The sequence below is a fragment of the Pristimantibacillus sp. Z349TD_6 genome (genome assembly GCF_056173205.1).
This window is the reverse complement of sequence record NZ_CM149662.1, coordinates 52,314-74,442: the sequence shown is the minus strand read 5'-3', so window position 1 is coordinate 74,442 and position 22,129 is coordinate 52,314. Positions and strand designations below refer to the sequence as shown.

Sequence of the window (22,129 nt, the reverse complement as noted above, 5' to 3'; positions counted from 1 at the left end):
ATTTCTGTTTTTCATCTGAGGTTTATACACGTATTATAGGCTAAATCCGAACATTAATAAAGAAAAAAATAGTCGCCCGCTACTCTTTACAAGTAGCAAAGCGACTATCGTTAACAAATATCCATAAAATACTATTCGTTCTTATCTGGATCTTCTGTTAGATCACGTTTCTCAAGGTTCGGAGCTTTCGCTTCGTCTTGATCACGAGTTTGGATGCGCACCTTTACGTCTCCAACCGTCTCAATAATAGGCTCGGTTGTCGGCTCATTTGTTTCAACTGCATCAGTAGAAGGACCGCCTTCCAAAGTACCAGTCTCAACCAAACGTTTGATTTGATCCATTTCGAGCGTTTCTTCATTAAGCAGTGTTTGAGCAATCAAATGCATTTCTTTGCTCTTCTCTGTTAATAGCTTCTTCGCACGATCATAACAGCCTGTAATAATGGATTGCATTTCTTGATCTATCTCGTATGCAATGGCATCAGAGTAGTTCTGCTCATGTCCAATATCACGTCCAAGGAATACTTGGCCTTGTGAACTGCCGAATTGCATCGGTCCAAGCTTATCGCTCATACCGTATTCCATAATCATACTGCGTACGATGCCTGTCGCTTGTTTAAAGTCGCTATATGCACCAGTACCAATTTCACCAATAAACAGTTCCTCTGCTACTCGGCCTGCAAGCAAACCAGTGATTTTGTCCAGAAGCTCCTGTTTCGTTACAAGCATACGATCTTCTTTTGGAAGCATGATGACATATCCGCCAGCACGTCCGCGAGGAATAATCGTAACCTTATGCACCATATCCGCATGCTCCAAGAAGAAGCCTGCAATCGTATGGCCTGCTTCATGGTAAGCAACAATACGTTTCTCACGATCACTGACAACACGGCTTTTCTTCTCCGTACCAACAATGATTCGGTCAATCGCATCATCAACTTCAACCATTGCGATATCTTTCTTATTACGACGGGCAGCCAAGAGGGCTGCTTCATTAAGTAAGTTTTCTAAATCAGCGCCACTAAAGCCTGTTGTACGTCTTGCGATAACTTCAAGCTTAACATCCTTGGATAGCGGCTTATTGCGCGCATGTACTTTAAGCACCGCTTCACGGCCCTTAAGGTCTGGACGGTCAACCGTAATTTGACGGTCAAAACGGCCTGGACGCAGAAGCGCTGGATCAAGGATATCCGGACGGTTTGTTGCTGCAATAATAATAATACCTTCGTTGGCACCAAAGCCATCCATCTCAACGAGCAATTGGTTGAGCGTTTGCTCACGTTCATCATGTCCGCCGCCTAGACCAGCGCCACGTTGACGACCTACCGCATCAATCTCATCGATAAAGATAATACAAGGTGCATTTTTCTTCGCGTTCTCAAACAAGTCGCGTACACGGGATGCACCGACACCGACGAACATCTCTACAAAATCAGAACCGGAAATGCTGAAGAACGGCACGCCCGCTTCACCTGCTACTGCACGTGCAAGCAATGTTTTACCTGTACCCGGAGGACCAACAAGCAATACGCCCTTCGGTATACGAGCTCCTACTAAATTGAATTTCCGCGGGTCCTTCAAGAAGTCTACGACCTCAACGAGCTCTTGCTTCTCCTCGTCTGCGCCAGCTACATCTTCGAATGTAATCCGCTTCTTCTCATTATCGTAAAGCCGCGCTTTGCTCTTGCCAAAGTTCATAACTTTGCCGCCGCCGCCCTGAGCTTGATTCATCAAGAAGAAGAACAGGACAAAGATGATGACAAACGGAATAATGGAGGTAAGGAATGTAAGCCAAATGCTTGGCTGATCCATTTCCTTCGTCTCATAAGCGAATCCATACTGCTTCGACCATTCAGCGATCTTAGCCTCAGCGCTAACGCCGGTCCTTGATACGAATTGATCGTTTTCTGCATCCGCAGGTTTCACTTTATATTTTCCGGAAACAAAATAAGATTGGTTCTCGTACTTAACACTTAACTCTTTAACATTCCCTGACTCAATTGCTGTAACGAGTTCATCGTAACGCAATCCAACGGTCGTGTTATTTTGGCTGCTGATAAATTGAAAAATCCCAACGGTCACCAAAAAGATAATTAAATAAAAACCAGTATTACGGATGATCCGATTCATCCCCAACCTCCTCTCAGACGCTTAAAATATTTTACCATATCATGACTTTCCATAACAATAGAGGTGTACGGAGAAGGGCATGTACGGGTGAATCGCAATTATTTTTGATAAACATGCGGCTTCAAAATACCAATATAAGGGAGATTGCGATATTTCTCTGCATAATCCAGTCCATAACCGACAACAAACTCATCAGGCAGTGTAAAGCCTTTATAGTCTGCTTCCAATTCAACTGTACGGCGAGCAGGTTTATCGAACAAAGTTACAACTGTAACAGACTTCGAATTGCGACGCTCTAGCACGTCAATTAGGTAACTAAGCGTCAATCCGCTGTCGATAATATCTTCAACGATTAGAACATCTCGGCCTTCGACAGATACATCGAGGTCTTTAATAATTTTGACAACGCCAGATGATTTCGTGGATTGTCCGTAGCTAGATACAGCCATAAAATCAATTTCAAGCGGCACTGTAATTTCCTTAACCAAATCAGCCATGAAAATAAACGCGCCTTTCAAAACACAAATAACGAGCGGATTACGCCCATTAAAATCTTTACTCAGTGTTGCACCAAGTTCCTTAACCTTCTCACCAATTTGCTGCGCGTCGTACAATACTTCTTGAATATCGTTCTGCAAGTGTAAATCCCCCTACGCTTAACTATGTTTATGAGTGTACCAGTGCTTCTTATTCGTTGCCTGCCCTTATGAATAACACGTCTTTTGTGTGTACATCCGTAAGCGCATGACTTGATCTGCGAATGCCCGGAATCCAGAGTAATTTGCCTGACCCATCAAACAGCAATGGATACAGCTCTCTCTTCAGCGGAGCAACTTTCTCGTCAACGAACATATCTTGCACTTTTTTCGAACCATTTAATCCTAAAACCTGAATTCTGTCTCCCGGCTGCCGATTTCGAACAACGAGCGGATACGTTAGTTCCGACGCATCAAAGCAGGCTTCATAACGCGATGCAGGCTTACAACTTTCTAACGCTGATGTATAAGCAAACTCAAATGTCCACCCGCATTGCTCGATCGCCAGGCTAGCTTTATCCCTTCCCACCTCGCACAAATAGACACTCGCTTCTTTGGATACATGCTGTGGCACTTTAATCCACCGCATTCTATCATATTCACGAGCGCAGCATATGCCGGCACCAGCATCGATTCGCCAAGTTGCAGGCGCATGAGTGGAAGCAGCAAGCCTCATCGTCTCAATCTGCTCGAAAGATATCTTTTCCGTTTCCTTAGAAAGATAACTTAATATTAGTTTAATCAATCTCCTTTGTAAAGCGACGTGGAGACCATGCAAATCGTCGCAGCTTATCGCGCATTCATTGGGGGATAACGTAACGAGCTGCGCAAATAACGCTTCGGTTTGTTTCTCCATCCATTCGTCTTCCGCTCCCGCTACTTCAGCAAGTCGTTGAAGGGATTGGGATATGTGCGGATTATGCTTTGATAAATACGGTAAAATATCTAACCGAATGATGTTTCGGAAATAATGGCGTTCCTTGTTACTGCTGTCCGTGCAGTAAGGAATTTGGTGTTCTTCGCAGTAACGCAGAAGGTCTGACTTGTTCATACGAAGCAGCGGCCTGATAAGTTCCACGTTTTTTTCTCTTCTTTTACTGAGAATTCCCGCCAAACCAGTTAAGCCTGTCCCACGAATGACGCGCATAAGGACGGTTTCCGCCTGATCATCTGCATGATGGGCGAACGCGATACGCGAGGCTCCATATCGGGTCGCGATTTCATGCAAAAAGCCGTACCGCCTCTCGCGTGAGGCAGCTTGTCCATTCATTCGAGTTTCTTCTATATAAGACGGCATGTCGAACGTTACCGTCTCACAAATGACCCCTAGCTGCTCCGCAAATTGCTTAACGACAATCAGCTCATGCGCCGACTCCTCTACTCGAAAGCCGTGATTCACATGAGCTGCAATAATGGAGATTTCATTGCTCTTCGCTACAGCAGACAGCATATGCAGCAGCGCCATCGAATCCGGACCTCCGGACACCGCTACAACAATACAATCCCCTTTCGACCAAAGCCTGCGGTCTGCAGCTGTTTTCTCAAGCTCGTTTCGCAGATTCATAGGTTGTACCTCACCTTCACTTCCCGTTGCGTGCTGCCGCTACAGAACATTGCGTATGAGCCAGTAAACCGACGTTCCAAGCAAGACCGCTGAAAGGGCAGCAAGCCCCTTTAACCACCCTGGTGTAGCAGAGGGTCTATGCGTGTCTCGTCTATGCATCAGTAAACGCCAAGCCGCTGAAGCCTCACCCGCGTCCGAATACTGTCCCGCAAAAGCTTTACGTAGCCATCCGGCAACTGGCTTTAATACCGAGCTGGATTCAGCTATCTGGATGAGCTCCATAGCTGAGCGATTTTGCGGCAATAGCTCCACCGTTAACTGATGAAGCCGTTTTGGTTCATGCAGCTGTATGCAAAGCACACCAAACGAGAACAAATCGTAACTCGGATCAGCAGATCGCGAGCCTTCATTCCAGTAGCCCCGATCATAAATCTCAGTAAATTGGCGAACGGCTTTGCCTGCTGCAGTCACCCCGCCGAAATCAACCAACTCAACATGACCATAATCGGCAACAAGCACATTTTCCACCTTTAAGTCGCCGAACACCCATCCTGCTTGGTGCAGCTTCGTCAGCTTGCCCAGCAGATTCAAGCCAACTAACGGAAACCACTCCGAACCGTGCTGCTTTAGGTAATCGTCCAGCTTAGACCCCAGTACATAGCGCATAATATAAAAAGGATATTCCTTTCCATCCGGACCGTACAAATCATCTACGTCGAACAAAAAGGACTCCTGCCCGTATTGCTTCTGCTTGGCGATCGACTGCAGCACATTGATCTCCGATTGCAGATCGAGTGCATCTAAACCGAGCTTCATCGCATACCAGCTGCGATCACGCTGTACGAGATATACTTTACCGTTTGCGCCCTCTCCAAGCAACCTCTCTACCCGGTAACGCCCTTGTTTCCACTTGCCAACCACCACCATGCCACGGCGAAGATCAACTTTAAACGACGTAGTCACTCATCATCCCATCCGTTTCGTCTCTGCTCTGTCTACCATAATCGCCCTGACGATAAAAATCAATGACATGCATAATCGCAGGGCCCGTCGGCGTGGTTCCGCCCATTTGCAGTTTCGGAAAGATGGCGTGAACACCATTTAAGTGACTCGTCCAGCTCAAATCCATCAAACAGTCATCCCCATGTCTTGAGCCCGGGAAATGAAATACCGAGATTTCACTTTTCCCTTGTCTCGCTTGCAGGCTGAGCATTAAATCGCGTATAGCCTCCTCCACAGCCGCCAGCTTTGGCTTCATGCTGGCGCTGGCATCAATAAGAAGCGCCACTTGCAAATTTGATGTCTCCCCCAGCTCGTCGATAACACGTACAACATCGCCACGCTTCTCCGGTGACAATGCTTCGATTGAGCCGTTGCCAAGCACCTGCTTCAATTCCTTTTGAACTGCTAGTTGAATCGTCTGCACTACGGTCTTGCGAGTCATCATCTGTACCGTCTGCGACAGCTGACGCATATTTACCATCCTGCTTAGACCGCCGCCCGCACGAGCAATCTCATCAATCTCAGCCGCGCCAAGCTCACCTACATCGCCATGATCGAGTACGCCTACTACATTTACTGAAATCCCTTCCGATTGCGCATGTGCAGCCGCTATGACTGGACTTAGACCCACATTAGAGCATCCATCTGTAATCAACAATATTTGCTTCATAATGATTTACCCTCCTCAAGCGTTTGAGAATCAAACGCAGCTTCGTAAGCATAGGCTTAGCGTTTGAGAATCAAACGCAGCTTCGTAAGCATAGGCTTCGCCCTTTGCCTTTCTATTAGCTTTGCCTTTTTTGAGAGGGATAAACAGCTAGACTAGTTAAAAAATGATATTTACACATATAACAAACCAATATTACTTGTATTAATAAGGCACATCCGTCCACTCACTGAAAATAGGTTTGATATTCATAGCAATATGTATAACTATTTTGTTTGAGCATTTACTATGTACCACAGTTGAAAATCACTAAACTTCATATGCCCCTTTATCTTTCATCGGTCGTAATTGAGTGATAAATGAATGCAACAACAAATTGATGTTTCAAAAATAAAATCTACGTGTATGTATTAATATTAGTGTGAATTCCGCTTCGCGGGTTAATTCAACAGAGCATGTCATGTCTTTGTCACTTTAAAGCTTCTATGTACTATACGCTCGCTATTATGTAACAAACCATAACAATAGCCCATTTCCTGTCAGCGTGAGTCAGCCGACAACAAATAGGCTACTGCTTGCTCAATGAATATCATAGATACAAGCTCACCGTTCAAGTATCCATTCATCATTGTTTTAAATTTATAAATGATTTCACAGTCCATATTTTATTTCAATACTCAGCTCACCGTCCTTGGACGCTCCATACGCGTCACACCCGGAAAACGGAAGGATGCCCATTCCGGCAAATGCTTATCGATACGTGCTACAAGCACGGTCATATCGTCAATAATCTCTCCATTATGATGACGAACCACCTTCTCAAGCAGCGCATCCGCCATTTCCTGCGGATCATCTGTCGCCAGCTCGCTAATAATTCGCTTCATCCAGAGCTCTTTATTAACCGCAAGGCCCGGCGCATCATAAATGCCGTCACTCATCATGACGAGCGTGTCGCCCGATTGCATCTGCATCGAGACGAAGTCGACGTCAATATCTTGAAGAATACCAATCGGCAAATTGTTCGCAGTTATCGGAATAACCTCATTTCCTCGTTTAATAAAGCTTGGCGTTGATCCTATTTTCATAAACGTCGTTTGCGCCGTATACAGATCAACGATCGCTAAATCGACGGTAGCAAATACTTCATCAGATGAGCGCAATAAGAGCACTGAGTTAACTGACTTCACGGCCAGCTTCTCATCCATGCCTGACTGCAGCAGCTGCTGCAGAATCGACAATGCCGCGCTGCTTTCCTGACGCGCACGTTCACCATTGCCCATACCATCGCTGATCGCAACTGCAAACTTGCCATTTCCAAGCTCCACCATACTGAAGCTGTCGCCAGACAGCAGATCTCCTCCTTTAGCTGCACCAGCTATGCCCGTCTCCACCTCGTACTGCTTGGCTGAGCCAAACGCGACCAGGGACGGCTCACCGCTTCTCGTTGGGGAGTGCTCCGATTTCACTGCAATATGCTCTCCCAAAATATCACTAAGCAGCGGCGCGATTATTTTTCGGCACTCATCATAGCCTTGTCCAAACGTATGATACACCTCTATATCCACATTCCCCTCCTCTAAGCTCACAATATCAATTCCTTGTACGGATAAACCGAGTCCTTCCACCGCCTCTCGAATTTGCTCCTCCTGCAGATGAAGCGTTTGTCCCTCCCTTTTAATTTCTTTTGCCAAATCCTCCATTACCTGCGATACCCCCTGCAATTGATCCGCTACAAGCTGACGGGAGTCGCATATTTGCTTCTTCCAGTGCATATTATTTTGATATAGCTCGTACTGCTGGCTCATATCCACAAGAACCTGCGAGGATTTCACGCAATGCGCCGACCACGCACGCGGTATTTCCTTAGGGGACGGAATCCGCTTCTCCTCAACGACCGTCATCATATCGGTCATCATTTTGTACGTATGAAAAAACTTGTCCTCCCAGCAAGCATTTTGCCGATGGCAGCTGGCACAGCTGCGCTCAGCAACCGCATTCATAAAATGGCTGATCTCATCCTCCCTTTTAACCGTCGTAACGCTGCTACCCAGCTGGCCAAAGCTCTTTGACAGCTGACGGAACACTTCTGAGTACTGTGATACGCGGTCTGCAGTCACCTCACGTACCCGCTTCGCATAATCATGCTGCGATTTGGCGTGCTCATTCGTACCCGGCACATACCTTGATATCGTGCGGATCATAATACGCGGCGTCAGCATAAGTAGCGTTGCGGCTGCTACCGACTCCCAGGTTGAGCTCATAACATCAGCCTGGCTTCCTACATATATGGATAAAATCGATGTTCCAAGCAACATTCCGAATGCCGCTGCCATTTTGCCGCCATCACGCAGCAGACCAGCAAGCAAGCCCGCAAAAGCGAGTAAGCTCATTTGAACGACTGCACCAAAATCAGCCAAGCTTAGAATGAGTCCTGCAACCACACCGACCGAAGCGCCGAGCGGCGCGCCCCCTGCTAAAGCAAAGAGGAGCAGCATATAACGTGACATCACATGCTCTACCGACATTCCGTAAAACACCCATCCAACCGCCCCCGTCATAACCGACGCGAGTAAAATCATTAAACAAATGATTTCCTCGTTTTTGAGAGAAGCTGATTTTTTGGTCATCGTAAGCACTGGTATCGCTTGTATGAACACCAATGTGAGCACGAAACCAAGCGCTGCCTCTACCACAACGAGCATGAAATTGTACCAGCTCAGCTCGTCCCCTATAAATACGCTGAACATTTGCACCATTAACGTTGATGCGAACACAAGAATGGGCGCCGTCGACAGTTCTGCCTTCTCGTAGGTTTCTAATCCCTTTAGGAAAAGAAAGAGTACAGCAATTTCCATCGCAATCCACATCGGGGCAGGATCAGCTGCAAACCAGCTCCCGGCTACTAAGGATATTGCTACCCACGGGTAAATATCCCTTCTCATAAAGTAAATAACGGCGAAATAAGCAATGGCAAACGGCATCAGCGATTCGAGTATAACCGCTCTTCCGAGCAAGAAAGCTACACCTACGAGTAGAAACGTCCACTTTTTTGCTAAAATGACTTGAATGAACCGCCTTGCAGCCGCCCATTCCCGACCTTTCTGCAACATCGTCTGAGCTAGTCCTAATCGTTTCATACCTGGAAGCACAACCGCGTTTTCCTTTTCCATGAGCAGACACCACCATTCCGAATGTAATGTGTTTTTCATTATAGGAGGTTGTCCGCATAAAGTTTGTCAGTTAAAGCAACTGAATTGTAAATTTTTTCCGACAAAAATAAATGGCATTGCGGTCATTGTCATTTCACTGTCAAACATATATCCCGTATGGGATTTCAATGCCTCCTGCACAACTAAATCACACAGGTCCGACAACAAAATATGTGTTGTGTGCTTTCGAAATGATGGCGAATCGAGGTTATAATGTGTCGGGAATGATGGAGGATTAGAGAAAAGTATTTTTTTTACGATTCTGCGCGCTTTACAAACGACATTGACCGTGACAATTAGAGGCTCGTCCAAACATTCACCAGCATATACGCAGTCTTATTGTCCTGCTTCGACAGCAACCTGTATGCGCTTACTTATTATCGCAGGGAATATTGTGCAGCTGGACGCAAAAAAAGCAGAACCGGTTAGGTTCTGCTTCATGTATAATGTTATGACGATTCAGCTTATACTCGCTTGGCACCGCGTCCGCCGCGTTTGCCCTCCGTATTCTTCTTCAAAGAGGAGATGCGCTCTTCGCTGTCTTTCAGGAACCGTGACACTTTATCCTCGAATGACGGTTTACCGTATGCCGGTCTGCCAGCCGATTGCTTGTTGAAGGGACGTCCGCCGCCACCACCACCGCCGCCACCGCGGTTGAAACGTTCGCCACCACCACCACTACCGCCAGTGCTTCCACCGCCGCCTCCGCTGTGACGCTCGCGTTGTTGTGGCGCTGGTTGGCCTTCTGGCCGGTCAATGGCTTGCTTAATGGAAAGCCCGATCTTTCCGTCTTTGTCCACGTTGATCACTTTGACTTTCACGACATCGTCGATCTTCAGGTGATCCTTCACGTCTTTGACGTAATTATCAGCAATTTCCGAAATGTGAACAAGACCCGTGACACCTCCCGACAAGTCGACAAATGCCCCAAAATGCGTAATGCCTGTCACTTTTCCTTCTAACTTAGCGCCCACTTCAATTGCCATAAAATAAAATGTTCCTCCCTAAAAGTTATGCGAAGCAAAACTGAATTCATAAGCATATGCTAAAAGTTTTGCGAAAACGCTATTAACGTGATTATAACCGAACCGTTCAAGTAAGGTCAACAGACGTTCACCCGAATTGACGCCCTAATTAGTCACTGAAAATTTGCTGCTCGCCCTTCTTTACCATGCCCTGCTCTTTTGTTGCTAGCTGTTCGATATATTCTGGGTCGTTTAATCGTTCAATTTGACGTTTAAGCTCCTCGGTTTCTTTGGTGGTAACATCAAGCTTATCTTGAATTGTAGTCAGCTTCAAACCTGTTGCGTTCTTCTGCTGCATTTGGCCAAAAATTGTATACCCCGCCCAGCCCATAAATAGCACGATGAACATCATCCATAGTTTGAACCGGCGTTTTGTGCCAGCATTCCCTGGCGTTTTATTCTCAGCTGCTTTTGCCATGAGCGGTGTTACCCCCTAAACCATTTGCTCCACAATCGAGCTATTCGTTGTCCAAATCCTCTCAGCTTGCCAACTAATTGCCATTTGGCAGCGTAGCGCGATAGCCACCGTCCAAGCGGACGAATGACTGGACCTGCCATCCAAACAAACAATTTCCAAAATGGACGGACTAATTGTATCACAATTTTTAGAGTGAAAATAGTGAGCGCAGACCCAAATGCCAAAATTACCTTTACCAACTTATAGAGCAGTAAAATCGGCTTAACGATAAGAATATCCAGGCATTTTAGCACAATTTGGATTAGTTTGCGAACGGCTCCGATGATCCATTTTACAACTTGAATAACGATTCTGCTAAAAAAGAAATAATAGATGACCATCCCAATAGCCAGTCCGATAAAAACGTACGCTCGCACCTCGCCATTGTTGCTAGCGTACAGTACCCGAAAGACGATCAATGCTGCTGCCATCCAGTAAACGACATCAAGCACCGGAAGCCACCAGCGCGGAAGCTTGAGCTCATTCGTCACGACTCGGTAGCCGTCGAATACTGTTCCCATGCCAAGGCCTGATAATAGCATGACCGCCATCGTTAACCATTGCATATTAAGCGTCACTTAAATAGCTTCCCGAACAACCCTTTGGATTTAGAGGAGGAATTGTTGCTGTCCATATAGGCGAGCGAATGGACGAGTCCTTCAATAGTTACCATTCCCTGTTCAAGGCTAAGAAGCTTCATATGCAAATTTTGGCCCTTAACCTCCAAGAAGCCAAGCTCTGTTTCGAGTAAAAACTCTTCGCTGTCAAAGCTCTCTACGTTTACGACGCCGGTAAGCTCCAGCAGCTTGCGATTTAGCATTTTGACTTCCTGACGCTTCTGCCCCTTGCCTTGGTCAACCATAGACTCGTCCTCCGCTTCGTTAACATGTCTTGGCGTAAACGGCTACAGCCGAGCTAGTGCGGCGCAGCATACGTTTCGCGTTCAAATATAAGAAGGGCATAGGCGCAAAGCTTATCCTGTCTTATATGTTAAGACTAGCTTATGGGCCGTGGACGAGAATTAGAACCTAATCTGCTTGATTCATAGCATTCAGCGCGTCGTCGTTTCTTTCTGTATATACCTGTAAAAAAACTAACAATAGTACAATGGTTACCAACTGGTTGAATAGGCTATAGCATAAATCAAATATCGTCGCGGTTATCCATGATTGATTCACATAGAGAGAGAAAATAAAAACGATAATGCTGGTAAGCACTATGATCATAACGTATCCGCCAATCGCATAGCCTACAAGCTTGAAATAACGCCCGCGTGCCAAATCACGGCTAACTGTCATCGGATTTATCCGCGATGTATCAGCAATAGAAACAATAATAGGCATCAGCATCAGCCATACAGCAAACAAGAAACCCGGAACAATAAATACGATAAATCCCGCAATTACAATGACGCCGTGTAGAAAAGTATACACAATCATGCGCGGCCATTTGCGAAGCCCCCACAGAATGGGCTGCACAATGCCACTGCTATTCCCCGTCATTTTACCAAGTATGTAATAAATAATCATCGGCGTGATGATACATAGGAAAAATAAAATGGTCACACTGTCCATCCTGTTGGCGGGCATATAAATAAAGCCGTCTTCTGGTTCAAAATAGTAATAGTTTTTAATAACCTCAACCGGAATCGTTATTAACGCTGTTAAAAATAGAATGGGTACAATGTTTTTGAAATAGAGAGCACAAGCATGCGCAAGCAACGAAAAACCCTTTCGCCGATACTCGGGAATGGGCAGCTGCAGATGATTCATCGAATAGTCCTCCGAGTATATAGACATAATTTATGAGGTTGAAACAGCGAATCTCGTAAAATTTAGAAGCTACTTATTGGGCACAAAAAAAGACTGCCTGCAAGTATTATGCTTGTAGGCAGCCTTGTTGTTATTGCGGTACTTCCCAGTCGAGCGTATTCTCGCGCTGGCGTTGCTCTTCTTTCACCAAGGTATACAGCTCTCCGGCTTCATCCTTACGGGTCGTCTCCGCAATTCGCTCAACGCGAACGGTTACGATTTTTTGACCGAACTGGATTTGGAGCTCATCACCGACTTTGACGGCGCTGCTAGCTTTCGCTTCGCGGCCGTTGATCCATACGCGACCTTGCTCGGAAACATCCTTCGCAACGGTACGGCGTTTGATCAGCCGGGATACCTTAAGAAATTTATCTAATCGCATAGATTATTGGATAGCTTCTTTCAACTTGTTGCCTGCTTTGAATGCAGGAACTTTTGCTTCTGAAATTTCGATTGGAGCGCCTGTTTGCGGGTTGCGGCCAGTGCGTCCAGCACGTTTGCGAGTTTCAAAAGTACCGAAGCCGATCAATTGTACTTTATCGCCACCAGCAAGTGCATCTGTTACTTCGCCCAAGAAGCCGTTAAGTACTGCTTCTACGTCACGTTTAGTCAAACCGCTTTTTTCTGCAATGTTGTTGATCAAGTCTGTTTTGTTCATTATAAAATCCTCCTAATTTTTAACCATTATTTGTGGTCGACGCTTGTGGCGCCGCCTTTGCTTCCCATTTTTACTCTCACGAAGAATACTTATTCTGCCTTGTAGCAAATAAATCCTGCCGCTATTTGAAAATTTTTTGCGTTTGTTGCGGAATAAAGGCGATTCATGACGAATTGCAAGCTAGGATTGACGCTTTGCCTCTTCCCACCAACGATCCATTTCTGTTAAATCAGTCTGGTCAAAATTTTTACCGCTTATACGAAGCTGTTCCTCAATATATTCAAATCTACTGCGGAATTTTTTGTTCGTGCGGGAAAGCGCCTCTTCCGGATCAGCGTGGATGAAGCGCGAGGCATTGACGACTGCAAACAGCAAATCTCCAAGCTCAGCTGCCTGCTCCTCTTCCGATTGCGAGGTTATCGCTGCGCGCAGCTCTGCAAGCTCCTCTTCAATCTTGGCAAGCACAAGGCCAAGCTCGTCCCAATCAAAACCTACCTTAGCCGCTTTTTTCTGAAGCTTGTAGGCTTTCATGAGTGCTGGCAGATCTGGAGGAATGCCATCCAGCACCGATGTACGCGAAACATCGGTTCCTTTTATCCGTTTTTCCTCGGCCTTCATTTGTTCCCAGTTAACCAGCGCCTCTTCCGAATTGCTCGCATCAACGTCCCCAAATACATGCGGATGGCGGAAAATAAGCTTCTCGTTAAGTGATTGTATCACATCATAGACGGAAAATGCGCCAGTCTCTTCTTCCATTTGGCTATGAAGCATCACTTGAAGGATAACATCGCCAAATTCCTCCTGCATGGCATCCGGATCATCATTATCGATAGCTTCAAGCGCTTCATACAGCTCTTCGATAAAATTTTTACGGATAGACTGATGCGTCTGCTCCTGATCCCATGGACAACCTTCAGGGCTGCGAAGAATAGATACAATCTCATGCAATCGCTCAAAGGAACGATTGCGAAGCGCTGCATCATCAGAGCGCGGTACCCAAATCAACGATAAATTACCGTAACCAGGTGTGCGATCAAGCTCGTATAGCGGAACGCGAATGATCTGCTGCTGGGACGCAACACCAAGAGCATGCCCTACCACAACCTCGTAGTCATCGGGATAACGCTCCATAAGCGCAAGCTTAACATCAGATGCCGTGAAGGCATCATACACCTGTCCAATCAGAGTATGCAACTGCGGCTGCAACAAAGACGGCTGTAATTCAGCTGCATCAAGCAGCGCAAAACCTTCTATTGGATCGATTCCAAGACTAATAAAAGCTTGATCAAGGAAGCTTTCACCGCCGATAATTTGCAGCTCAATACCCGCTTCCGGACATTGCTCACGCAGCAGCTGAACCGTGCGTTCAGCCACCATTGGATGCCCGGGAACCGCATAAATAATAGGCTCGTCCACGCTTGTGCTCATGCTTTTCGCTTCGGAAATAAGCGCCTCGGCTATTGCCTTGTACACATCCGGAAAGGAGTCATGCTGCTCATACAAAGTATCAAATGAGGTATATTCCATACCGATTTCCAGAAGCATCGACATTGCAGGATGCTCAGCCGTACGGACAAAAATTTTCTTCGCTGCCTGCAGCCTGCGCCATACGCCAAGCGTCATTTGGTCAGGATCACCTGACCCGAGCCCAACAACAGTAAGATATGGGGTTGCCATAGTGGTAAAGCCTCCTTAACTATTCATTCGTATTATGGTCGAAATTTGATGGAGTAGCTATAATGCCAGCGGCTTAAAAAAGACCTTTTGGGGTCGTTTATAGGGATTGAAACGAGTTCGGAAATATGTTCGGTAAAGAGCTCGGATGCATTCAAAAATGAGTTCGAAAACTAGCGCAGATACATAAAAACACGACTAATCATCGTTTATTTTTGCTCAAAAATCAATAATGAACCAATTTGGCAAAAACATCAATATAGCCGTAAAAATTGCTTGCGATTAGCATATCACACTGGATGTTCATATTTGAAATAGTCAATTCGTAGGAAACAATATGGGATATGGGCATAACGGATAGTTTAGTCTCAATAGCGTATCAATCGTAAAATAGTTTATCTATTTGAGAGAGTTATTGATCAGAATAAATGAGCTGGTAACCAGATTTATTGCCCGCGAAACTAACCTATTTAACAGAATTATTTATAAAAATATGTAATGATTATGCAATAACCTCTACTAATTCTGCTCATAATTGCTAGATTCTTAGAGATTGTTATAGATCTAGAAATTAGATATATTTTCTTCAAAATGACCAAAATCGCATAAGTAAGTCCAGATATTAGTCTTATTTTGCGACGCTTTCTGCCAACGGGCATCAGAGGTGCGGAATTGTCGGAGATAGGACTAAAATTTAGTTCTATTTGCTTCAGAATGATCAATATTGCACAAATAAGCCTAGATATTAGTCTTATCTTGCAGCACTTTCTGCCATTAGGCATTAAAAGTGCGGAATGGTCAGAAATAGAACTAGAATTTAGTTCTATTTGCTTCAGAATGCTCCATAATGCACAAATAAGACTAGATATTAGTCTTATTTTGTATCACTTTCTGCCATTAGGCATCAGAAGTGCGGAATGGTCGGATATAGGACTAGATTTTAGTTCTATTTGCTTCAGAATGATCAATATTCCACAAATTAAGCCTAAATATTAGTCTTATTTTGCAGCGCTTTCTGCCATTGGGCAGCAGAAGTGCGGAATGGTCGGAAATAGGACTAGAATTTAGTTCTATTTGCTTCGGAATGATCAATAATGCACAAATAAGCCTAGATATTAGTCTTACTTTGCTGCGCTTTCTGCCAATGGGCAGCAGAAGTGCGGAATGGTCGGAAATAGAACTAGAATTTAGTTCTATTTGCTTCAGAATGATCAATATTGCACAAATAAGTCTAGTTATTAGTCTTATTTTGCAGCGCTTTCTGCCATTGGGCATCATTACATGTTCAACCGTTGCAAGCGATGCCGCACAGCTATGATTGTGCTGAAAAGATGCTTAGGTTTTCTCAACTTTAGAGAAAACCCTAATAATCTACACGAGATAACCTGTGCAGTTCAGACAGTTGGTGTTTTTCATATTACTCCATGAAAAACACTTGCCTTACAAGCGCTCACCGCCGCCAACTTGCGGCGCTAGCGCTCATCTTTTGCTGGCGGAATAAGCCGCCAGCGCTGCAAACGGGCGGCTAGCACCGCGCCGCCCGGCAACGCGCGCAATTCGCGCGCGCTGATAGCGCCGCCACGCAAAGCTGCGGCGCCAAAGGCGCAAGCGCCGACGGCAACGCACGTCAGCGCAAGCGCAGCTGCTGCCGCCCTAGGCGGCAGCCCGCCAAGCGCTGCGCTCAGCGCTCGCTCGGCGATAACAAGCGCCGCGGCCATGACCGCGAGCGCAAAGACCGTGCCAGCCGCCGCACGTCCATGCGACGGCTGGCGTCCCTCTTCCTCGAGCACTCGTTCTTGCATTCGCCCATATATTTGCTCCTGCTCCCGCTCCCGCTCTCGCACTCGTCCCTGCACTTGCTCCTGCTCTCGCTCTTGCACTCGTCCTTGCTCTTGCACTCGTCCTTGCTCTTGCCCTCTCCACCGCTCTCGCCCTTGCACTCGCTCCTGCCCATGCTCTCCCTCTTCCTCAAGCACTCGTTCTTGCACTCGCCCATGCACTCGCTCCTGCCCTTGCTCTTGCCCTTGCTCTTGCCCTTGCTCTTGCCCTTGCTCTCTCCATCGCTCTCGCACTCGTCCCCGCTCTTGTTCCTGCTCCCGCTCTCGCACTCGTCCCTGCACTTGCTCCTGCTCTCGTCCCTGCTCTTCCCCCTGCACCCGCTCTCGTACTACCCGCTCGCGCGGCTTCACACGCCCTTCCACTCCCGCTCGTCCGCCAGCTAGCGCCGCCCCAGAACCCGACGCAGCATATCGAACTGCAATGATCCCAAGCAAAGCAGCCACGCTTAGCGCCGCGACGCCTGCGATAGCTGCGCCTTCAATGCCATACGCGGGTACAAGCACAGCGTTAATTACGCCTTTAAGCAGCGCTGCAACCAGCAGCAAAATAGCTGGAATACGTACAGCGCCTAACCCTTGAAGCACAGGAGCCGTCACCGCATTCACACTGCCCGCAAGAGCAGTGCAGCCAACCAAAGCGAAGGCGAATGTGCCTTGAGTATCCGAATACAGCATCATATTGAGCGGTTCCGCGAGCAGCGCCAAACCGATGGCTGCAGCAGCGCCGATTGCCCAAGCCGCCCTCTCGGCAAGCGAGAGCTGCACTCGAAGCTGTCCGTATGCACCCCGCATACGCGCTAATGCAATGCTTGGTACGAGCGCCGCCGCAGCCGCTCCGGCTACCATAACAACAAGCTGCACAAGCGGCTGCGCTCGGCTGTACACGCCAAACGATGTCATTGCCGCCGCTTCCGAAGCCCCGCCTTCCTGCAATAAGCGAGGAACCATAAAGGCATCCACAACGCCAAGAACAGGAACAACCACCGCGCCAAGCGCGACAGGCAGTGCAATAACGGCAAGCTTTCTCATCTCTGCTCGTATTGCCCCTGCCATTCGATTAAGCCGCTCCCCGCTGCGTCTGCGCCATAAATATATAGCAAGCAGCAAAAGCGATGCGCAAGCTCCGAATGCCGAACCGCTCATCACACCAGACGCCACAGATGCATCTGCCCATCCAGCGGACCAGCTTAATGCAAGCACCAGCAGCATTACGCCTACACGAATCATTTGCTCAACAACTTGCGAGGCGGCAGACAATCCCATTTGTCCGATTCCCTGCACATATCCTCTTAATGCAGCAACGAACGGAGCAAGCAGCAGCGCAAACGAGACCGAGCGCACTGCACCAGCCGTCTCCGCATCGCCAATCCAACCTGCTACTTGATTCGCTCCACCCCACATCAAGCCAAACGAAATAATACCCGTCACACCAAGCAGCAAAAGCGCAGCGTATAACGTTCGCCTGACGCCTTCTGCATCATCTCCCTTGCGAAGCCTCTCAGCAATGAGAAGTGATACGGCCGTTGGCAATCCCGCAGTTGCTAGAACAGCTGCCAGCTGATAAAACGGATACACGGCGTTGTAAATACCAAACACGCGGTCCCCAGCTAGATTTTGCAGCGGTATTTTTTGAAAAACACCAATCAGCTTTGACAGCAGCGCCGCACCCGCCATGAGCGCAACACCATTCATGAGATGCTGCTTCGAGCTTCGTTCTACTTGAACTCGTCCTTCAACTGTTGTTTCTGCTGCTTTAGCTAGCGACTGTTCGCCGGCAAAAGGTCGCTCTTGGCTCTCCGTAAGTTCAGCCTCAGCTTGGCGTGCTTCGACCACTCCCACGCTTGTTTTTCGCTTACCCGCCTGCCCCAGCATTTCCGCCGATTGCCCATTTTCCCCCGGCTTGCGGTTCATTCCGTTCACTCCTGCCTATCGCACGATTTCTATTGGTATCTATTATACCTCACAATCGTAAACGTGGAAAAAGCTTCCCCAATCGAGTGTTTCTCGATCAAAGAAGCTGTTATAGCCACAATTCTTACTATTGCTCCATCTGTTTTGCCAAAAAGCCCGCTGCCGTCTCAGCCATTTTTGTTTCCATAGTAGACATTTTTACCGATTCATCCTTGCTAAGCAGCACGACTGTTCCAATGGGGTCGCCACCCGCAATGATCGGCGCAATAACGAAGGAGCTGTAAGTTTCCTGCGTATCCTTCACAATTTCAAAGGCACCGCCATTTGCTTCAGCAAGCGTCTTGCGATTTTCCATACAGCTCTCCAGAACAGTGCCTACCTGCTTATCAAGCAGTTCTTTCTTGGAGGCTCCAGCTACAGCAATTATGGTATCCCGGTCCGTGATCAATGTAACATGATTTGTTCCCTCAAATAACGATTCCGCATATTCCTTAGCGAAGTCGCCAAGCTCACCGATAGGAGAATATTTTTTCAAAATAACTTCGCCATCACGATCTACAAATATTTCTAGAGGGTCTCCCTCGCGAATACGCAGTGTACGGCGGATCTCCTTCGGAATGACGACACGCCCGAGATCATCGATGCGACGTACAATTCCAGTTGCTTTCATTTCTTGTTGCCCCGCTTTCCTAGAGGATTTTGAATCGACTGGATTCTTGCAGCTTGTTTATAACGAAGAAGAAACTTCCTTCAAAAGATTTTGAATCTGACCATAGTATTCATCCGCTCCCAATTTCTTATGCACGGACTACAGTTCAAGCCAAACGTTCCATCTCTTTGTGAAAAAGGCCGTCGACGTATCGTCCAGCCTTCGTTTTACGCTTCCCCGAGCTCGTTTTCAGCATTCCCCATTTCTCCCTTTTGCTTGCATGAGAAGCAAATGCTTTTTAATTGTTTATGGATTAAAAAAGGCAATTATCGATTTGTATCGATAACCGCCCTTTGCCTGAATATTATTTACCTTCATTATTGTCCATCTGATTCGTTTTTTTGAGCCTGCCTGCTTTGCCAAGCGCTTCTCTGAGCAAAAACTCAATGTGCCCGTTGACGCTGCGGAATTCGTCTGCGGCCCATTGCTCAAGAGCACGATGGATATCGGGATCCAAACGAAGCGGAAATGCTTTCTTTTCTTTAGCCATAATAATCAGCCTCTAGCCGTAAAGAGTTCCTGTATTAATGACTGGAGTCGCAGCGCGATCAGATACAATCGCCACCATTAAATTGTTCACCATCGCCGCTCTCCGTTCGGCATCCAAGCTAATCCCGTTTTCCTCCAACTGCCGCAGTGCCATATCTACCATACCAACTGCACCCTCAACAATTTTGGAACGTGCCGCTACAATCGCAATCGCCTGCTGCCTTTGAAGCATGGCACTAGCGATTTCCTGAGCATACGCCAAATGAGTCAAGCGAGTCTCAAGCACCTTTACGCCGGCAACTGCAAGACGGTTTTGCAACTCATTGCCTAGCTCCGCTGCTACCTCATCCGCATTGCCTCTAAGTGAGGAAGCCGTGTCCGAAGAGAAAACATCGTAAGGATATTGCGCGGCAATGTGACGTATCGCCGTCTCGCTTTGAATTTCTACAAAACGCTCATAATTATCAACGTCGAAGCTCGCTCTTGCCGTATCCATTACATTAAATACAACAACCGCACCAATCTCCACCGGATTTCCTTCTGCATCATTTACCTTTAGTGTTTGGCTGTTGAAATTGCGTACTTTAAGTGAAATATTAACCTTGTTCGTAAGCGGAAGAACCATCCATAAGCCGCTTTCAAGAACAGAACCCATATACGTTCCGAAAAAAGTAACCACCTTCGCCTCATTCGGCTGAACGATCGTAAGAGAGGATAAACAAATGACTGACAGCAAAATCAAAAAGGCGCCAACACCGATAATTACCCCAGACCCGCCGTCCTTGGATGCTTCCGATATCGTTAGAAAAATACCGCCAGCAGCAGCAACTACCGAAAACAGCAATGCCATGTATCCGCTAACATACCAGGCTTTCTTCTCGTTCATTAAACCCCACTCCTTCATCTTTTTGTATATTGTTTTGATATAAATATGATATCACTTTTTACATATATAAGCAATTAATTCTTTTTACATCCAACCTCTTTTTGCAACAAAGGCAGCTGCTGCTTCGTCACAAAAAGCAAAGAGATAAAGAAGGGATGAATACATTGAAATATTTATTAATCCTATTTCTGCTTTCCTTGTCGATCGGTTGTACAGGAGAAACCAAAACAACGTCAGAGCAATCCATTTCTCGAAGCTATCTTGAAGAAAAAGGATATCGAATCAGCTCAAAAGATGGGCAAGTTGAGAGCTACGAGCTTACCGAACAGAAATTATCAGTATTGCCCTATATGATGTACTGGGGGTTGCAGCGGGTGAACCCCTCCGATTATATTGGAAAAACGATTCATATACAGAAATTTACCGTAACGAACCACCCGCTAAGCAAAGATAAGGTAGATGTTTTTGTTTATTTGGCTGATGGTCAGCCCATAGGAGGAACTTCATTTCCAACCGGAGACACTACAGACGGCGGGTATTGGTCTATAGACGGCAAAAATTTAGAAGATATTCAAGGAATGTCTTATCAAGAGTGGCGTAAAAGCTGGACTAAGAAATATAAAAGCACTTCACCAGATGAAGCATAAATCATTCCATATACAGGGGGATTTAAATGAAAATAAAGAACGATGTACAGCAAATTATCGAAAACCTTCGGCATATAGGTGCCATTGAAAAACAGTCCGAAGTCCATAAACAAATGGACGGAACGACGGAAGGTCTTGTATACCTCATTAAAGTCGATGAATCACCCAAATATGTGCTAAAGCTCGATCAGCCAGTTGCACTTTCTTTAGTTGAACAATATAAAAAAACATATCCAGATGCCCCTCTATTGCCTAAGCTTACTTACACCGCTCCAGATAAAACATATATCGTTTATACATTTCTCAAGGGTTCAACCGATTATATTGTCGGCTCTAAGGAGCAATGGTTGAAGGCTTTAGTGAGCGGACTTATTCAGCATTACATAAGCTGCTCACCATCACAGAAATGGGGTGATTGGCTGGAGAATCCCCGCGATACATGGCGAGAATTTATGGAGGAGAACATCGATTACGCTCGAAGCTATATCGGCGACCGCTTGCCATTAGAGGATCATACCCTTGTAAAGTCACTTTTAAAGGAAGCAACGATGAGCGAATCTCAGGGAAAATTTTTGCTTCACGGCGACTGCGGCGTTCACAACTTTATCTTTAGTCATAACGAGTTAATTGGCGTTATCGATCCTTCACCAATAATCGGACCTCCGCTCTATGACTTGCTTTATGCATTCTGTTCCTCACCTGATGACTTGAGCATAGAGACGTTAATGCCTGCATTCGTTATGCTTAATCAATCGGATGCTGATCAATCAAGGCTAATTGAAGAAGTGATCATTCAGCTCTATTACCGTTTAGGCATTTGCCTCAAGCACCACCCTCACGATATAGACGACTACTTACAAGCATGGCGTTACTGGAAGTCCTTAATAAGCAATGAATAAACCACTATCATCACAGCT

At 46.5% G+C, this 22,129-nt stretch carries 21 protein-coding genes; 3 read left to right on the top strand and 18 right to left on the bottom strand.

The window, feature by feature from the left end:
- Positions 1 to 131: 131 nt before the first annotated feature.
- The 14 genes from ftsH to yabN form a co-directional block, all read right to left on the bottom strand.
- Positions 132 to 2,129, bottom strand: coding sequence for an ATP-dependent zinc metalloprotease FtsH (gene ftsH, locus AC0VYE_RS00360; protein WP_475445379.1), 1,998 nt, complete (start codon positions 2,127 to 2,129; stop codon positions 132 to 134).
- A gap of 98 nt (positions 2,130 to 2,227) precedes the next feature.
- Positions 2,228 to 2,767 (bottom strand): hypoxanthine phosphoribosyltransferase, encoded by a 540-nt coding sequence (gene hpt / locus AC0VYE_RS00355; protein ID WP_076271303.1) that lies wholly within the window; start codon positions 2,765 to 2,767, stop codon positions 2,228 to 2,230.
- Between the two features lie 49 nt (positions 2,768 to 2,816).
- Positions 2,817 to 4,229: a tRNA lysidine(34) synthetase TilS gene (gene tilS / locus AC0VYE_RS00350; protein ID WP_475445377.1), complete on the bottom strand. Its 1,413-nt coding sequence runs from the start codon at positions 4,227 to 4,229 to the stop codon at positions 2,817 to 2,819.
- A gap of 39 nt (positions 4,230 to 4,268) precedes the next feature.
- Positions 4,269 to 5,192 carry a protein kinase domain-containing protein gene (locus AC0VYE_RS00345; RefSeq protein ID WP_475445375.1) on the bottom strand — a complete coding sequence of 308 codons (924 nt, stop codon included), beginning with the start codon at positions 5,190 to 5,192 and terminating at the stop codon, positions 4,269 to 4,271.
- Complete coding sequence (locus AC0VYE_RS00340; RefSeq protein WP_441885240.1) at positions 5,176 to 5,901, bottom strand: vWA domain-containing protein; 726 nt, start codon at positions 5,899 to 5,901, stop codon at positions 5,176 to 5,178. Before AC0VYE_RS00340 ends, AC0VYE_RS00345 begins: the two co-directional genes overlap by 17 nt.
- Positions 5,902 to 6,575: 674 nt before the next feature.
- The gene (gene spoIIE / locus AC0VYE_RS00335) at positions 6,576 to 9,068 is read right to left on the bottom strand and encodes a stage II sporulation protein E (protein WP_076271299.1); all 2,493 of its coding nucleotides are present in this window, start codon (positions 9,066 to 9,068) and stop codon (positions 6,576 to 6,578) included.
- Positions 9,069 to 9,571: 503 nt separating this feature from the next.
- On the bottom strand, positions 9,572 to 10,093 hold the full coding sequence (locus tag AC0VYE_RS00330; RefSeq protein WP_475445373.1) for a S1 domain-containing RNA-binding protein: 522 nt from the start codon (positions 10,091 to 10,093) through the stop codon (positions 9,572 to 9,574).
- 148 nt (positions 10,094 to 10,241) lie between these two features.
- Positions 10,242 to 10,550, bottom strand: coding sequence for an FtsB family cell division protein (locus AC0VYE_RS00325; protein WP_076271297.1), 309 nt, complete (start codon positions 10,548 to 10,550; stop codon positions 10,242 to 10,244).
- 8 nt (positions 10,551 to 10,558) lie between these two features.
- Complete coding sequence (gene yabQ / locus AC0VYE_RS00320) at positions 10,559 to 11,167, bottom strand: spore cortex biosynthesis protein YabQ (RefSeq protein WP_475445371.1); 609 nt, start codon at positions 11,165 to 11,167, stop codon at positions 10,559 to 10,561.
- Positions 11,164 to 11,451 (bottom strand): sporulation protein YabP, encoded by a 288-nt coding sequence (gene yabP / locus AC0VYE_RS00315; protein WP_076271295.1) that lies wholly within the window; start codon positions 11,449 to 11,451, stop codon positions 11,164 to 11,166. Before yabP ends, yabQ begins: the two co-directional genes overlap by 4 nt.
- A 166-nt stretch (positions 11,452 to 11,617) precedes the next feature.
- Positions 11,618 to 12,361: a DUF7847 domain-containing protein gene (locus AC0VYE_RS00310; RefSeq protein ID WP_475445369.1), complete on the bottom strand. Its 744-nt coding sequence runs from the start codon at positions 12,359 to 12,361 to the stop codon at positions 11,618 to 11,620.
- A 130-nt stretch (positions 12,362 to 12,491) separates the two neighbouring features.
- Complete coding sequence (locus AC0VYE_RS00305; protein WP_076271293.1) at positions 12,492 to 12,782, bottom strand: RNA-binding S4 domain-containing protein; 291 nt, start codon at positions 12,780 to 12,782, stop codon at positions 12,492 to 12,494.
- A 3-nt stretch (positions 12,783 to 12,785) separates the two neighbouring features.
- A complete protein-coding gene (locus tag AC0VYE_RS00300; protein WP_053373361.1) occupies positions 12,786 to 13,058 on the bottom strand; it encodes an HU family DNA-binding protein in 273 nt (90 codons plus the stop codon).
- Positions 13,059 to 13,238: 180 nt separating this feature from the next.
- Positions 13,239 to 14,735, bottom strand: a complete 1,497-nt coding sequence (yabN, locus tag AC0VYE_RS00295) for a bifunctional methyltransferase/pyrophosphohydrolase YabN (RefSeq protein ID WP_475445367.1) — start codon at positions 14,733 to 14,735, stop codon at positions 13,239 to 13,241.
- A 1,018-nt stretch (positions 14,736 to 15,753) separates the two neighbouring features.
- Here yabN and AC0VYE_RS00290 point away from each other — a divergent pair.
- Positions 15,754 to 16,050, top strand: a complete 297-nt coding sequence (locus AC0VYE_RS00290; RefSeq protein ID WP_475445365.1) for a hypothetical protein — start codon at positions 15,754 to 15,756, stop codon at positions 16,048 to 16,050.
- 154 nt (positions 16,051 to 16,204) lie between these two features.
- Here AC0VYE_RS00290 and AC0VYE_RS00285 read toward each other — a convergent pair whose 3' ends face one another.
- The 4 genes from AC0VYE_RS00285 to AC0VYE_RS00270 all read right to left on the bottom strand — a co-directional run bounded on the left by AC0VYE_RS00285 (position 16,205) and on the right by AC0VYE_RS00270 (position 20,565).
- Positions 16,205 to 18,481, bottom strand: coding sequence for a polysaccharide biosynthesis protein (locus tag AC0VYE_RS00285; RefSeq protein WP_475445363.1), 2,277 nt, complete (start codon positions 18,479 to 18,481; stop codon positions 16,205 to 16,207).
- Positions 18,482 to 18,608: 127 nt separating this feature from the next.
- Positions 18,609 to 19,151, bottom strand: a complete 543-nt coding sequence (gene spoVT / locus AC0VYE_RS00280; protein ID WP_054025813.1) for a stage V sporulation protein T — start codon at positions 19,149 to 19,151, stop codon at positions 18,609 to 18,611.
- A gap of 343 nt (positions 19,152 to 19,494) precedes the next feature.
- Entirely contained in the window at positions 19,495 to 19,680 is a 186-nt protein-coding gene (locus AC0VYE_RS00275; RefSeq protein WP_076271291.1) for a type II toxin-antitoxin system antitoxin, read from the bottom strand.
- A gap of 12 nt (positions 19,681 to 19,692) precedes the next feature.
- On the bottom strand, positions 19,693 to 20,565 hold the full coding sequence (locus tag AC0VYE_RS00270; RefSeq protein ID WP_475445360.1) for an SPFH domain-containing protein: 873 nt from the start codon (positions 20,563 to 20,565) through the stop codon (positions 19,693 to 19,695).
- A 155-nt stretch (positions 20,566 to 20,720) separates the two neighbouring features.
- Here AC0VYE_RS00270 and AC0VYE_RS00265 point away from each other — a divergent pair, with 155 nt between their 5' ends.
- Complete coding sequence (locus AC0VYE_RS00265) at positions 20,721 to 21,212, top strand: hypothetical protein (RefSeq protein WP_475445358.1); 492 nt, start codon at positions 20,721 to 20,723, stop codon at positions 21,210 to 21,212.
- A gap of 26 nt (positions 21,213 to 21,238) precedes the next feature.
- Complete coding sequence (locus AC0VYE_RS00260; protein ID WP_475445356.1) at positions 21,239 to 22,111, top strand: phosphotransferase; 873 nt, start codon at positions 21,239 to 21,241, stop codon at positions 22,109 to 22,111.
- The last annotated feature ends 18 nt before the right edge of the window (positions 22,112 to 22,129 follow it).